General features: G+C 70.1%; 13 protein-coding genes. 5 read left to right on the plus strand and 8 right to left on the minus strand.

Annotation, left to right across the window (positions count from 1 at the left end; all coding sequences use genetic code 11):
* On the minus strand, positions 1-690 hold the full coding sequence (locus Dfulv_RS05380; protein ID WP_259867445.1) for a TetR/AcrR family transcriptional regulator: 690 nt from the start codon (positions 688-690) through the stop codon (positions 1-3).
* A 104-nt stretch (positions 691-794) separates the two neighbouring features.
* On the opposite strand from Dfulv_RS05380, the gene Dfulv_RS05385 reads away from it, so the two are divergent.
* Positions 795-1,709: a Rossmann-fold NAD(P)-binding domain-containing protein gene (locus Dfulv_RS05385; protein ID WP_259861502.1), complete on the plus strand. Its 915-nt coding sequence runs from the start codon at positions 795-797 to the stop codon at positions 1,707-1,709.
* Here Dfulv_RS05385 and glpX read toward each other — a convergent pair.
* Positions 1,671-2,675 (minus strand): class II fructose-bisphosphatase, encoded by a 1,005-nt coding sequence (gene glpX / locus Dfulv_RS05390; RefSeq protein ID WP_259861503.1) that lies wholly within the window; start codon positions 2,673-2,675, stop codon positions 1,671-1,673. The two genes, Dfulv_RS05385 and glpX, sit on opposite strands and share 39 nt — an antisense overlap.
* A 597-nt stretch (positions 2,676-3,272) precedes the next feature.
* Here glpX and Dfulv_RS05395 point away from each other — a divergent pair.
* Positions 3,273-3,731: a DUF4245 domain-containing protein gene (locus Dfulv_RS05395; RefSeq protein WP_259861504.1), complete on the plus strand. Its 459-nt coding sequence runs from the start codon at positions 3,273-3,275 to the stop codon at positions 3,729-3,731.
* A gap of 446 nt (positions 3,732-4,177) precedes the next feature.
* Here Dfulv_RS05395 and Dfulv_RS05400 read toward each other — a convergent pair whose 3' ends face one another.
* The 5 genes from Dfulv_RS05400 to Dfulv_RS05420 are packed head-to-tail and all read right to left on the minus strand — an operon-like array spanning position 4,178 to position 8,240.
* Positions 4,178-4,375 carry an exodeoxyribonuclease VII small subunit gene (locus Dfulv_RS05400; RefSeq protein WP_259861505.1) on the minus strand — a complete coding sequence of 66 codons (198 nt, stop codon included), beginning with the start codon at positions 4,373-4,375 and terminating at the stop codon, positions 4,178-4,180.
* A 5-nt stretch (positions 4,376-4,380) separates the two neighbouring features.
* Positions 4,381-5,133, minus strand: a complete 753-nt coding sequence (locus tag Dfulv_RS05405) for a GNAT family N-acetyltransferase (RefSeq protein WP_259861506.1) — start codon at positions 5,131-5,133, stop codon at positions 4,381-4,383.
* Positions 5,134-5,147: 14 nt separating this feature from the next.
* Positions 5,148-6,368, minus strand: coding sequence for an exodeoxyribonuclease VII large subunit (gene xseA, locus Dfulv_RS05410; RefSeq protein ID WP_259861507.1), 1,221 nt, complete (start codon positions 6,366-6,368; stop codon positions 5,148-5,150).
* 34 nt (positions 6,369-6,402) lie between these two features.
* The gene (locus tag Dfulv_RS05415) at positions 6,403-7,047 is read right to left on the minus strand and encodes a response regulator (protein ID WP_259861508.1); all 645 of its coding nucleotides are present in this window, start codon (positions 7,045-7,047) and stop codon (positions 6,403-6,405) included.
* Entirely contained in the window at positions 7,035-8,240 is a 1,206-nt protein-coding gene (locus tag Dfulv_RS05420) for a sensor histidine kinase (RefSeq protein WP_259861509.1), read from the minus strand. Before Dfulv_RS05420 ends, Dfulv_RS05415 begins: the two co-directional genes overlap by 13 nt.
* Positions 8,241-8,382: 142 nt before the next feature.
* On the opposite strand from Dfulv_RS05420, the gene Dfulv_RS05425 reads away from it, so the two are divergent.
* The 3 genes from Dfulv_RS05425 to Dfulv_RS05435 are packed head-to-tail and all read left to right on the plus strand — an operon-like array spanning position 8,383 to position 12,466.
* A complete protein-coding gene (locus Dfulv_RS05425) occupies positions 8,383-9,138 on the plus strand; it encodes an ABC transporter ATP-binding protein (protein WP_259861510.1) in 756 nt (251 codons plus the stop codon).
* Positions 9,138-11,477: an ABC transporter permease gene (locus Dfulv_RS05430; protein ID WP_259861511.1), complete on the plus strand. Its 2,340-nt coding sequence runs from the start codon at positions 9,138-9,140 to the stop codon at positions 11,475-11,477. Before Dfulv_RS05425 ends, Dfulv_RS05430 begins: the two co-directional genes overlap by 1 nt.
* Positions 11,474-12,466, plus strand: a complete 993-nt coding sequence (locus Dfulv_RS05435) for a 4-hydroxy-3-methylbut-2-enyl diphosphate reductase (RefSeq protein WP_259861512.1) — start codon at positions 11,474-11,476, stop codon at positions 12,464-12,466. Before Dfulv_RS05430 ends, Dfulv_RS05435 begins: the two co-directional genes overlap by 4 nt.
* Before the next feature lie 368 nt (positions 12,467-12,834).
* Here the strand turns inward: Dfulv_RS05435 and Dfulv_RS05440 are convergent, their stop codons facing one another.
* On the minus strand, positions 12,835-13,224 hold the full coding sequence (locus tag Dfulv_RS05440; protein ID WP_259861513.1) for a hypothetical protein: 390 nt from the start codon (positions 13,222-13,224) through the stop codon (positions 12,835-12,837).
* Positions 13,225-13,682 lie beyond the last annotated feature (458 nt).

Genomic DNA, 13,682 nt, shown 5'->3' on the forward strand with positions numbered 1-13,682 from the left:
TCAGGACAGCCCTACGTATCGGGCCTGGGCGAGCATCTGGTGCGCGAAGAATGCGTCGCGGGCCTCGATGGAGTTGCGCAGCTGACCGAAGATCTCGAAGCTCACCTGGCCGAACAGCGTCACCCAGGCGGACAGTGCCCGTATGAGCACGGCCTCCGGCACGTCCGCGGCGATGGCCGCGCCGATCCGGCGGACGTCCTCGGCCACCTCCGGCACCGGGAGCGGGTCGTCGGTGCTCGCCAGGGCGCCGGCGACGGCGGCGTCGTGCAGGACCCGCCCGATGACGATCACCGCACGGGTCGCCGCCGCGACGGTGTCCTCCGGAGCCTTGTAGCCGGGCACGGGGCTGCCGTAGATGAGCGCGTATTCGTGGGGCCGCTCGAGCGCCCAGTCGCGGACCGCGTGGCAGACGGCCAGCCAGCGCTCGGTGGACGCTTCCCGAGGTACCGCTGCCTCGGCTTTCTCAACGGACTCACCGAGGGAGTTGTACGCGTCGAGGATCAGCGCGGTCAGCAGGTCGTCGCGGCTGGGGAAGTACCGGTAGATCGCCGACGACACCATGCCGAGGTCGCGGGCGACGGCCCGCAACGACAGGTTGGCGCCGTCGGTGGCGAGGTGCCGCCGGGCGATCGTCTTGATCTCGTCGGTCATCTCCGCGCGGACGCGGGCCCGGATGGAGGTCGCCTTCATGTCGTCCATGTTCGCATGCTCTGTTGTGTGAGCACTGCTCTCGCTATATGCTCTTATTCGAGAGCGGTGCTCTCTAAAGTGATCGTTGGTCTCAGGGGGTCGCCATGCACGTTGTCGTCGGATCCGGATCGATCGGTACCGCCATCGCGTCGTCGCTCGCCGAATCGGGCGTTGCGGTGCGAATCGTCACGCGGAGCGGCGGAGGGCCGAAGCATCCGCTGATCACCCGCGTGGCGGCGGACGCCTCGGACACGGCCGCGTTCCGCCGGGCCGCCGCCGGGGCGGAAGTGATCTACAACTGCGTGAACCCGCCGTACCACGCCTGGCCGACGGACTGGCCGCCGATCGCGTCGGCGCTGCTCGCGGCCGCCATCGAAAACGACGCGGTGCTGGCGATCACCGGGAACCTGTACGGCTACGGGCCGGTGGACCGGCCGATGACCGAGGACATGCCGCTTGCCGCGCGGACGGTGAAGGGTCGTGTACGGGCACGGATGTGGGAGGAGGCGCTGGCGGCGCCCGTCCGGACGTTCGAGGTGCGGGCGTCGGACTACATCGGCCCGCGGTACACGGTCATCGAGATGGCGCTACCGGCGCTACGGGCCGGGAAGACGGCGTGGCTGCCGGCATCGGTGGACGTGCCGCACACCTACACGTACACCGGTGATGTCGCGCGCACGATGATCGCTCTGGCCGGCGACCGGCGCGCCTGGGGCTCCGCGTGGCACGTGCCGTCACCGCCGCCGATGACCGGCCGGGAGCTGCTCACCCGGGTGGCGGAGATCGGCGGGATGCCGGCACCGCGGCTGCGCACGTACCCACGGGCGGCCGTGCGCGCCGCAGCGCTGTTCGACAAGTTCACGAAGGAGTTCCTGGAGGTGCGATACCAGCACGATCGCCCGTTCGTGCTGGACTCCTCGCGGGTGTCGGCGGTGTTCGGGCTCACCGCGACGCCGGTCGACGAGGCGATCCGAGCTGTCCTACGGCTCAGTGAAGTTGCCGTCGAAGTCCACCAGTGAGTAGGCCCGCAGCTTCTCCAGCCGGTGGAAGGAATCGATCCACCGGATCGTCCCCGAGCGGGACCGCATGACGATCGACTGGGTGTGGGCGCCACCCGAGCGGTAGCGCACGCCCTTCAGCAGGTCGCCGCTGGTCACCCCGGTCGCGCAGAAGAACATGTTGTCACCCTTGACGAGGTCGTCGGTGTGCAGCACGCGATCGAGGTCGTGTCCGGCGGCGATCGCCTTCTCCCGCTCGGCGTCGTCGCGGGGCCACAGCTTGGCCTGGATCGCCCCGCCCATGCATTTCAGCGCGACGGCGGCGACGATGCCCTCGGGCGTGCCGCCGATGCCCATCAGCACGTCGGTCTCGCTGCCCTCCCGCGCGGCGCTGATCGCCCCGGCGATGTCGCCGTCGGAGATGAACCGGATCCGCGCCCCGGTCTGGCGCACCTTCCGCACCAGGTCCTGGTGGCGCGGCCGGTCGAGGATGCAGACGGTCAGCTCGGATACGCTCGACCGCTTGACCTGGGCGATGCGTTTAAGATTCTCTTCGACGCCGGCCTCGATGTCGATGACGTCGGCGCACTCCGGCCCGACGGCCAGCTTCTCCATGTAGAAGACGGCGCTGGGGTCGAACATGGCGCCGCGTTCGGCCACCGCCAGCACCGCCAGGGCGTTGGGCATACCTTTGCTCATCAGTGTGGTGCCGTCCACCGGGTCGACCGCGACGTCGACCTCCGGCCCGGTGCCGTCACCGACACGCTCCCCGTTGTACAGCATGGGAGCGTTGTCCTTCTCGCCTTCGCCGATCACCACGACGCCCTGCATCGGCACCGAGTTGATCAGGAGGCGCATCGCGTCGACGGCCGCGCCGTCGCCGCCGTTCTTGTCCCCGCGGCCGACCCACCGCCCGGCGGCCATCGCCGCCGCTTCGGTGACCCGTACCAGGTCGAGGGCCAGGTTCCGGTCCATCTCACGGCTCATGTTGCACTCCTCGCGCATCGTTGCGTGGGCGTGTTGGATGCCCGTAATCGTTCCAGGGACACCCCGGTGAACGCTCGTTCGGCCCGCAGCTGTGTGGCATCTCTCGTACCGGCGCCTGGTTGCAGGCGGCTTTACCGCTCCCTGCAAGCGCTTCCTGGCCGCCCGTCCGCCCTTTGCCCAGCGCCTTTCTTGCCGGCTCGTCGCTTGCTCTGGGCCCTTTTGCCCGGCTTGGTTTTCCCACCTTCCTCTTTGTCCTTTGTCAGTTCCCTCCCGTCCTTCTCTTCCGTCTTCCATCTTTGCCCGCCTGGTCTGCTGCCTGGTCTGCTGCCTGGTCTGCTGCCTGGTCTGCTGCCTGGTCTGCCCTTCGTCGAGCGCCTGTCGCCTGTGTCCGGCCCGGTGTGCGCGGCTCCCAGCGCCTGCCCTCCGCTTGCCCGGGCTTCCTCCCGTGCTTGCCGCGGCGGCCCGTTCCGGGTGGGTGGTTGTGGCGGAGCGGGGGCGATCGGTCAGGATGGGAGGGTGGAAACCGCTGCACCCTCGCCTACCACGCCGACTCAGTCCCAGCGCGGAGGCCGCCGCCCGCGGGACATGGCCCTGTCCATGATCGTCCTGCTGGTGCCGGTCTTCCTTCTCGTGGTGTTCTATCGCTTCCTGGGCAACGAGGAGCCCCCCGCGGTCGACACGACAGAGGTGTACGGCTCGGTGCAGCGCGCCGACCAGTTCACCGCGCTCAAGCCGGAGGGCCTGCCGTCAGGCTGGCGGATCGCCTCGGCAACGTTCACCGACGGCGTCCTCCGGCTCGGCGTGACCGCCCCCGACGACGGCGCCATGCAGGTGGTGGAGAGCACCAAGCCCACGTCGGTCCTGGTCACCGACGTCATCGGCCCCTCCGCCAAGCCGGGCGAGACGATCACCGTCAACAACCTGTCCTGGCAGCGCTACTCCGAGGGCCGCCCGGGCGAGCACGCACTGGTCCAGGTAACGGACCACCGCACGATCATCGTCGTGGGCCACGCCACAGACGCCCAACTCCAACGCCTGGCCGAGTCCCTCCGCTGACCCTCACCCGCACCCGGCCTGCTTCGCCTGACCGCGCTCGCCTGACCGCGCTCGCCTGACCGCGCTCGCCTGACCGCGCTCGCCTGACCGCGCTCGCCTGACCGCGCTCGCCTGACCGCGCTCGCCTGACCGCGCTCGCCTGACCGCGCTCGCCTGACCGCGCTCGCCTGACCGCGCTCGCCTGACCGCGCTCGCCTGACCGCGCTCGCCTGACCGCGCTCGCCTGACCGCGCTCGCCTGACCGCGCTCGCCTGACCGCGCTCGCCTGACCGCGCTCGCCTGACCGCGCTCGCCTGACCGCGCTCGCCTGACCGCGCTCGCCTGACCGCGCTCGCCTGACCGCGCTCAGCTCACCCGCCGCGCCCGGCCCGCCCGGGCTGGCGAAGGCCGCGGCGGACTTCCGCACCGAAGGCCGCTGCGGTTGTCGGCGCGGACGCCAACGACGCCTACGACGGCGTGAGGCGGGCCCGCGCGGTGTCGAGCCAACGCTGGCAGATCACAGCCAGCTCCTCGCCCCGCTCCCACAGCGCCAGCGACTCCTCGAGCGTTGTCCCGCCCGACTCGAGCTTCTCGACCACGGTGGCCAGCTCCGCGCGGGCCTGCTCATACGACAGCTCGGGCCGCTCCGCTTGCGGTTCGCTCACTACGCCTACTCCTTCGTCAGGAACAGCACCGAATCGGTGCGCCGATAGCCGACCCGCGCGTACACACGCTCCTGCGCGTCGCCAGCCGGGGTCAGGTAGACCAACGACGCCCCAGCCGCATGCGCGGTGCGCGTCAACTGGAGGGTCAGTGCCCCGCCGATGCCGCGCCGCTCGTACTTCTGCCGCACTCCGATGCCGGCCACCTCGCTGATCCCGTCGCGGACGGCGACCGCCACCCCGCCGCCGGCCGGCTCGCCGGACGTCGCGTCACGGGCGAACAGCGCGATCTGCCCGGCGGCGGACCTGCTCCGCGCCGCGGCGAGGTGCTCGGCGGACGGCAGCGGCTCGCCGAACGCCTCGTGCTGCGCCGACAGCATGCCGATCAGTTCCTCGTCGGAGGCGGGGGTGACGAGCTCGATGCCCTCGGGGACCGGCTGGTCGACCTCGGCCCCGGGCGGGCACTCCATGAGCGGCAACCGGTCGCTGACCACGAAGCCGGCCGCGAGCAGCGCCGGCTCGACGGCCGGGGCATGGCCGGGCAGGTACTCCAGCCGCGGCGTCCGCGACCTGCTGGTGAACGCCTCGACCAGCGCTGCGACATCGTCGGGGCCGGGCATGGCGCCCGGGTCAGGGATGGCGTAGTTGAGGTAGACGTTGGGGTCGTGACCGGTGATCGTCACCGTGAACGGTCCCGCCCGGACCACTTCGCGCCCATGGCTCGCGCTCGCGAGCATGTACTCCTGGATGCGCTGCGACAAAAGAGATCGTCCTTTCACCCGTCGACGGTGGCGGCGAGCTCGCCCTCGGCGAGGCGGATGCGGAGCTGGTCCTTGACCGACACGTCGGCCGGCGATCGCACGACGGTGCCGTCCTCGCGCTGGACGATGGCGTAACCGCGCTGGAGGGTCGCCGACGGCGACAGCGTGCGAAGCCGGGCGAGGGTGTGGGCCAGCTCGGTGCCGGCCCGGTCGAGGCGGTGGCTGAGGTTGCGTGTGGCCCGGTCGCGGAGGGCGACCACCTCCGCCGCCCGGGTGTCGACCATGGTGAGGGGTCGGGCGATCGACGGCCGCGACCGCAGCGCGTCCAACCGGTGCTGCTCGCGGTCGAGCAGCCCACGAAGGGCGCGGTCGAGCCGCTGCTTGGCCTGGCCGATGAGGCGCAGCTCGTCGTTCAGGTCGGGCACGATGCGCTTGGCGGCGTCGGTCGGCGTGGATGCCCGCACGTCGGCCACGAAGTCGACGAGCGGGATGTCGGTCTCGTGCCCGACGGCCGACACGACAGGGGTGCGGCAGGCGAACACCGCCCGGCACAGCGCCTCGTCGGAGAACGGCAGGAGATCCTCGGTCGAGCCGCCGCCGCGCGCCAGCACGATCACATCGATCGTCTCGTCACGGTCGAGCACCGCGAGCGCGTCGACGATCTGCGGGACGGCCGACGGCCCCTGCACGGCCACGTTGATCACCCGGAACTCGACGGTGGGCCACCGGCGGCGGGCGTTGGTCAGCACGTCGCGCTCCGCCGCGCTGGCCCGCCCGGTGATCAGCCCCACCCGGCCGGGCAGGAACGGCAGCCGCCGCTTGCGCGCCCGGTCGAACAGCCCCTCGGCTGCCAGCAGCTTCTTCACCTGCTCGAGGCGGGCGAGCAGCTCACCCAGTCCGACTTGCCGGATCTCGTCGGCGCGCAGGCTGAGCGAACCCCGTGCCGCATAGAACTCCGGCCGTGCGTGCACGACGATCCGCGCGCCGTCGGCCAGCCCCGGCGCTCCGAGATCGACCACGTCACGATTGGTGGTCACGGTCAGGCTGAGGTCGGCCGACGGATCGCGCAGCGTCAGGAAAACGGTGTTGGTGCCGGGGCGGCGGGTGATCTGTGCCACCTGCCCGTCCACCCAGATCCAGCCGAGTTTGCCGATCCAGGCGCCGATCTTCTGGCTGACCACACGCACCGGCCACGGCGCGTCGCTCGTGGATGCTGGCTGTTGTGGCGTGGTCATAGCGACACCCTACGCACCCTGACTGACATTTTTCTCAGCCCCGCAGATACGCCAACACGGCGCGCACCCGCCGGTGCTGGTCGTCGTCGTCCGCCGGCAACTCGAGCTTGGCGAACACACTGCCGATGTGCTTGGCGACCGCCGCATCGCTCACCGACATCGTGCGCGCGATCGCAGTGTTGGACCGCCCCTCGGCCATCAGCGCGAGCACCTCCCGCTCCCGAGGGGTCAGGCGGGACAGCGGATCGCGGCGACGTCCGAGCAGTTGCGCCACGACCTCCGGGTCGACCACCGTGTGCCCGGCGCCGACCCGATCGACCGCGTCGACGAACTCGGCGATGTCACCGATACGGTCCTTCAACAGGTATCCGACGCCTCCGCGCCGCCCGGACTCCAGCAGTTCGGCGGCGTAGGTCTGCTCGACGTACTGACTCAGCACCAAAACCGCCAGCTTCGGATCGGCGGCCCGGAGCTTGATCGCCGCTTGGAGGCCCTCGTCGCTGAACCCCGGTGGCATGCGGACATCCGTCACGACGAGGTCCGGCTGGTGGGCACGCACCTCGTCGATCAGCGCCGGGGCGTCACCAACAGCGGCGACGACCTCGTGCCCGAATCGTTGCAGCAGTCCCTTGATGCCCTCGCGGATGAGCACCCCGTCCTCGGCTATCACGACCTGCACGGAATCTCCACGTGCACCACCGTAGGACCGCCGATGGGGCTCGCGAACGACACCTTGCCCTCCAGCGCGGCGACCCGGTCGGCGAGCCCGGTCAGACCGGTGCCCCGCGCAGGGTCGGCGCCTCCCTGCCCGTCGTCGCGGATCTGCACGCTGAGCCGGTCGAACCTGACCGACGCCGCCACTCTGGCCCTTCTGGCCCCGCTGTGCTTCGTGACGTTGGTCAGCGCCTCGACAACGGCGAAGTACGCCGCGACCTCGACGGACTGCGGCAGCCGGTGCGGGATGGCCAGGTCCAGGTCGACCGGCACGGTAGCCCGATCCGCCACCTCGCGCAGCGCCGCGTCGAGTCCCCGATCGGTGAGGATCTTGGGATGTACCCCGCGGATCAGTTCCCGCAGATCCGTGAGTGCCTCCTTGGTCAGCCGGTGCGCACGCTCGACCGACTCGGCGGCGGGTGACTCGTCGGGTAGTTCCATGCGCGCTATGCCGAGTTCCATGCTGAGCGCCAGGAGCCGTTGCTGGGCCCCGTCGTGCAGGTCGCGCTCGATGCGCCGGCGCTCGATCTCGAACGCGTCCACCAGTCGGGCCCGCGACTGAGTCAGCTCGACCAGCCGGGGGTCGTTGTCGTCCATGCGGGGAGCCAGGATCGCTCTGGCCATTGCCGCTCGCACCCCCGCCCACCCCGCCAGCGGATACGCCGACGCGACGGCCAGGACGAGACCGGCCATCGACAGGAGCGACGTCAGCCAGAGTGGAACCTGGTCGATGTAGGCCGGGCCGAACATCAGCGATGTCACCACTGTGGTGACCCCCGCGATCACGATCATGTCGACCCAGCACAGGATCGAGATCATGAGCATGGTGTAGCCGAGCTCGCGCCACGTCACCCCTTCTTTCAAACGGAAGTAGACCCACGGTCGGACCCCAGGCTTGTCCGGCGTCCGGTGCGGGTCGGTCACCCCGTTCTCGTCGACCAGGCCGAGCCGCCATCGTTCGATCCGCGCGACAGGGATGCCGGACAGCGCCACGGCCACGATGCTCGCGAGCCCCACCAGAACCACGCTGAACAGCGCACCCAGCACGATGACGGCGACCAGCACCGCGATGGTGGCCAGCCCGAGAACCCCGCCCGTGCTGAGGTACACGAAAGAGCGCCACGGCCACCGCGAAGAGAGGAACTTCGTCGGTGGCATGTGGACTGCTTCGAGAACTGATCGGACCGGCACAGGGGCGACGGTACCGGCGGCGAGGCCCACGCACAGTAGAGCTGGGTATACCTCAAAGTGTCGACCCTGCGTGACTGTGCCCGGCCGCCGGAGCCGGTTTGCTCGACGTGTGACGACGACGCTGCAGATCCACCATGCGGTCGAGTTGTGGTCGGCGACCCGGCGCTACGGCGCGGGGGAGCAGGCCGTGACAGCCCTCGACCAGGTATCCGTCGGGTTCGCCCCGGCGAGCTTTACCGCTGTGATGGGCCCGTCCGGCTCCGGCAAGTCCACACTGCTGCACTGCGCCGCAGGCCTGGACCGGGTCACCGCAGGACGGGTGCTCATCGACGGCGTCGAGTTGACGCCACTGTCCGAGAAAGCGCTCACCCGCCTGCGCCGCGAGCGGGTCGGCTTCGTCTTCCAGGCCTTCAACCTGGTCGGTGCGCTCACTGCCGAGCAGAATGTCGAGCTTCCGCTCCGCCTCGCCGGGCGACGCGCCCAGCGTGGGCAGGTCCGCGCGATGCTGCAAGAGGTCGGGCTGGCCGACCGGGCAGGGCACCGGCCGAGCGAGCTGTCCGGCGGACAGCAGCAGCGGGTGGCGATCGCCCGTGCACTCGTGACCCGCCCAGCGGTGCTCTTCGCCGACGAGCCCACCGGGGCGCTGGACAACACAGCGTCGCGCGAGGTGCTGCGGCTGCTCCGTTCCGCCGTCGACAGGCACGCACAAACGGTTGTCATGGTCACCCACGATCCCCTCGCGGCCGCACACGCAGACCGGGTGCTGTTTCTAGCCGACGGCGTGATCGTCGACGAGTTGCGGGAGCCGCGCGGCGCCGAGCAGATCGCGGCCCGGATGGCCCACCTGGAGACGAGGGACGTTTGATGAGCCTTGCAAAAGCCATGGTGCGGTACCGGTGGGCAAGCTTCATCGGCACCTTCGTCGCGCTCCTCCTCGGGGTGGCCGTCATCTCGGGCAGCCTGGCGCTGTGGGCCTCCGCGCAGCCCCGGGTGCCGGCCGCGCTCTCGGCCGCGGAGGTGCTGGTCGCCTCGCCGCGATACGACCCGCCGGAGGGCGGTATCCCGTCGTACCGGCCTTGGTCGCCGGACGAGCTGGACCAGTTGGTCGAGCGGCTGGGCCGGATCCCGGGCGTGGACTCGGCGGTGCCGGACCGCAGCTTCTATGTGCAGCGACTGGTCGACGGAAAGCCGGTCGGTGACGCCGGTGATGCGGTCCACAGTGGACGCGGATGGGCGTCGGCGGGCCTGGGGCCGCATCAGTTGAAGAGTGGAAGGCCGCCGGAAAGATCCGACGGTGTCGTGGTGGACGCGGCGCTCGGCCTGCCGGTCGGCGCGACCCTTCCGGTGGTGACGGCCGCCGGCCCGGCGACATGGATGGTGACCGGGACGATCGACGGTCCCGGCTTCTACGTCGACGATGCGACGGCCCGCTCGCTGGCCGGCGGTGTTCGTGTCATCGGTCTGCGACTCGCACCCGGCACGTCGCCCACGGAGGTCGCCGACCGGCTCGATCTCGGTGCGCTCGGCACGCCGTTGACCGGTGCCGCTCGGTCCGCGGTGGAGCCCGAGCGGGACTCACGGACGCGGTGGATCGGCGCGCAGCTCATCATCGCGACCGTGCTGGTCGGCGGGTTCGTTGCGGTGTTCGTGGTGGCCTCGACGTGTGCATTCAGTGCGTCGCAGCGCCGCCGCGAGATCGGGCTGCTGCGGACGATCGGTGCGACACCCGGCCAGGTGCGCAGACTGCTGCTCGCCGAGGTGGTGCTGGTCGCACTCGGTGCCGGTGTGCTCGGTTCCGTGTTCGGGGCGCTGCTGGCTCCGCTGCTGGAGGGGCCGCTCGTGGCTGTCGGGCTGGAGCCGACCGGGTTCCAGGTCGGGTTCTCCTGGTGGGCGGTCGTCGTGTCGCTGCTGACGGGGCTTGTCGTGGCGGCGCTCGGGGTGTGGCTGTCGGCGCGGCGGGCGAGCCAGGTGCCAGCGCTCGACGCATTGCGCGAAGCCGCCGTCGAGAAGCGGCCGATGACGCTGTCGCGGTGGGTGTTCGGGCTGCTTGCCGTGGTCGTCGGTGGCGGGCTTGCGGTGCTGGTGCCGGGGTCGACCGCGGAGCAGAAGCCGACGGTCGTGCTCGGTTCGGCGATGGTGCTGCTGGTGGCGGCGGCCCTCTTGGCGCCCGTTGTCGTGGTGCCGTTGGTCCGGCTGGTCACCTGGCCGGCGCGCCGGGGCGCGACCGGCATGCTGGTCCGCGAGGGCACCCTGGTCGCGGCACGGCGGGTGGCGTCGACCGCAGCGCCGGTGCTGGCGGCGGTCGGATTTGCGGTGCTGCTGGTCGGCACATCTCAGACCGCTCTCGAGGCGGTAGGCATTGAGGACACCGCGAAGATCCCGGAGACGGCGGTCGTCGTGCCGGCATCGGCGCCGGGCCTGTCCGAGGCGGCGGTGGTGGCGCAGCAGGGCCGGTCGGAGTTGGTGAGCACGGTGTTCCTCACGTCAGGCAAGCCGATCCGCGCCGCCGGTTCCCCGACGGCCGACGGGCTCTTCGCGGCGCCGTCGCTCGGGTGGAACGCCGGACAGGCCGTGCCTTTGCGGTTCGAGGACGGCACCGTGCAGACGATGACCGTTTCGGCCGTGCGGGACGACGCGCTGATCGACACGGTGGTGCTGCCAAGGGCACTGCTCCGGGCGCACGACCCGACGGCATTGACCGAGGTCGTGTACCTCGCGGGGTCGTTCACGGCGACACCCGGCGCCGAGCAGGTGACCGCGCGGGAGTACGTCGAACGGGAGGCCGGCGAGGAGGGCGACCTGATCAACCTGTTCTTGGCGGTGCTGCTGGGGATCTCGGTGGGCTACACGGGGCTGGCGGTGGCCAGCACGCTGCTCATGGCGACGTACGGGCGGCGGCAGGAATTCGTCACACTGCACCGCACCGGGGCGACGGCCGGCCAGGCGGTCCGCGTCGTGGTGGTCGAGGCGCTGCTTGCGGTGCTGACTGGCACGTTGCTGGGGCTGGCGGTCGCGGTGCCGGCGCTGTTCGAGGCTCGAGCGGGGCTGCAGGACGAGATCGGCGCTGAGGTGACCCTCGTCATGCCCTGGACGACACTCTTCGCTGTGGTCGGTATGTGCGCGGTGCTGGCGGTGCTCGCGGGCACGCTGCCCTTCCTGCGGCGAGGCGGGTTGTCGGTGGGGACACGTACCATGGCGGGGTGACTGGTTCGAAGCGCGTCCTGCTCGCGAAGCCCCGTGGCTACTGTGCTGGTGTGGACCGTGCGGTCCAGACGGTCGAGGAAGCGTTGAAGCTCTACGGCGCGCCGATCTACGTCCGCAAGGAGATCGTGCACAACAAGCACGTGGTCAGCACGCTGCAGGCCAAGGGCGCGATCTTCGTCGAGGAGAACGAGCAGGTGCCGGAGGGCGCCACGGTAGTGTTCTCCGCCCATGGCGTAGCGCCTGAGGTGCACGAGCAGGCCAAGGCCCGCTCGCTCAAGGCGATCGACGCGACCTGCCCGCTGGTCACCAAGGTCCACCAGGAGGCCCGCCGGTTCGCTGCCGACGACTACGACATCCTGCTCATCGGGCACGAGGGGCACGAAGAGGTCATCGGCACGACCGGTGAGGCCCCGGCGCACATCCAGCTCGTTGACGGGCCGGACAGCGTCGACAAGGTCGCCGTCCGTGACCCGTCCAAGGTGGTCTGGCTGTCGCAGACCACGCTGTCGGTGGACGAGACCCTTGAGACCGTGGCCCGGCTGAAGAAGAAGCTGCCGCTGCTGATGTCGCCGCCGAGCGACGACATCTGCTACGCGACCTCCAACCGGCAGGACGCCGTCAAGGTCATGGCGCCCCAGTGTGATGTCGTGCTCGTCGTCGGCTCGCAGAACTCCTCCAACTCGCAGCGCCTGCGCGAGGTCGCCGTCGATGCGGGGGCCAGGGCCGGCTACCTGATCGACTTCGCCACCGAGATCCAGGAAGAGTGGCTGGCCGGAGCGACCACGATCGGCGTCACGTCGGGTGCCTCGGTGCCGGACGAACTGGTGATGGAGGTGCTCGACTTCCTGGCTGAGCGCGACTTCACCGACGTCGCCGAGATCACCACCGCGCAGGAGAAGCTGGTCTTCTCGCTGCCGCAGGAGCTCAAGCGAGACATGAAGGCCGGCGCCGCAGCCCGTGCCGCAGAGGTCGCCAAGACGTTGAGCTGAGCGCGGAGGGCGTCGCCGTCATCGTGATCGCCCGGTGGCGGCACGCTGCCTTGCCGCTGTCGGACGGTTTGTCCGCCTGCTCGCCGCTCGACGCCTTTCGGCCGGCCGTCTTTCGGCCGGTGACATGCTGACCGTGGACGCCGATTCGTGTCGGTTCGGCCCGGTTCGGTACGACTCGATGACGCCAACACCCTCGAACTGGCATGCCGCGCAGCACTGCCCGGCGTGCCCGTGCCGGCCTGGCGTGGGTGACCATGCTTGTCCGGCCCCGTTGGGCGAGTTGTGGCTCCTCCCGCGTTAATCCCGGCGGCGACGGCATCGTCAAGCAGGGCGTGCCGGACGATCTGGTGGCATGAGAGTCGGTGCGGCTAGCGCGCGGTGGCGATCACGCTGATCGGCGGATCACCGTGGCTGTACAGCGTGTCGACGACGACCTTCAGTCCAGGGTTGGCCCGGACACGGTCGTACGCTCGAAGCTTGATCTGGTCGCGGTCGAAGTCGATTCGGTCCGGCTTGCCGGGCTGGTACCGCACCCAGGTCTCCTCGCCGATCATCGGCCCAGCAGTGCCGCGCAGCTGGACGTTGATCGACGCGACGAACGGCGCGGCGTCGTCGGGGAAGACGTTCACGTGCACCGTGTACCGCGACGCGCGCGTGTTGCCATGCGAGTCGACGTTCTGCAGGCCGAATTCGACGTGGGCGATCTCCCCGCGTGCGGTGATCGCGTTGGCGCCGGGTTTCCGGCCGAGTCCGAACATGCCGGGGACGCTAGGGCGTGGCGCGCCGAGTTGCGATCATGTGTGCGACACAGTCGTGTACGTCCCCCGACACCGGCTTGCGAGCCAGAACCGGACATTTGGCCTACTTCCCGACCAAGTCAAAGCTGATCGTGGAGTTCTTTGGTGCCCATGGCAACCAAAAAACTCCACGATCAGCTCATTCGACCTGGGTCGATCGCCGCAGATTCGCTGATATATCCGATAAATCGGGCGCGAAGGCGATGTCCATGGTGGTGTGGTGAGCTTCGCAGTGGGCTTTTCGATGGCGTTTGCGGTGGTGGGCGTTCCCAGCGGCGGGTTGGGCTTGCAGGGCTATCCGGTGCCCGTGGGCTTGCGATACCTGCGAGCTGAAGAACAATCTGCGGCTGGATGCTGGGTCGTGTCAGCCCCCGCCGACGCTACTTGCGCGGCTCGGTCGACCTGGTGGGTTGACCTTG

Origin of the sequence: Dactylosporangium fulvum (genome assembly GCF_025137375.1) — a bacterium.
Taxonomy (GTDB): Bacteria; Actinomycetota; Actinomycetes; order Mycobacteriales; family Micromonosporaceae; genus Dactylosporangium; species Dactylosporangium fulvum.

Bases quoted from the DNA above. Each gene is read 5' to 3' on its own strand.
- xseA (WP_259861507.1), bottom strand. From the start codon at position 6,368: ATGACCACGCCACAACAGCCAGCATCCACGAGCGACGCGCCGTGGCCG.
- Dfulv_RS05385 (WP_259861502.1), top strand. From the start codon at position 795: ATGCACGTTGTCGTCGGATCCGGATCGATCGGTACCGCCATCGCGTCG.
- Dfulv_RS05430 (WP_259861511.1), top strand. From the start codon at position 9,138: ATGAGCCTTGCAAAAGCCATGGTGCGGTACCGGTGGGCAAGCTTCATC.
- Dfulv_RS05395 (WP_259861504.1), top strand. From the start codon at position 3,273: ATGATCGTCCTGCTGGTGCCGGTCTTCCTTCTCGTGGTGTTCTATCGC.
- Dfulv_RS05380 (WP_259867445.1), bottom strand. From the start codon at position 690: ATGAAGGCGACCTCCATCCGGGCCCGCGTCCGCGCGGAGATGACCGAC.
- Dfulv_RS05440 (WP_259861513.1), bottom strand. From the start codon at position 13,224: ATGTTCGGACTCGGCCGGAAACCCGGCGCCAACGCGATCACCGCACGC.
- Dfulv_RS05420 (WP_259861509.1), bottom strand. From the start codon at position 8,240: ATGCCACCGACGAAGTTCCTCTCTTCGCGGTGGCCGTGGCGCTCTTTC.
- glpX (WP_259861503.1), bottom strand. From the start codon at position 2,675: ATGAGCCGTGAGATGGACCGGAACCTGGCCCTCGACCTGGTACGGGTC.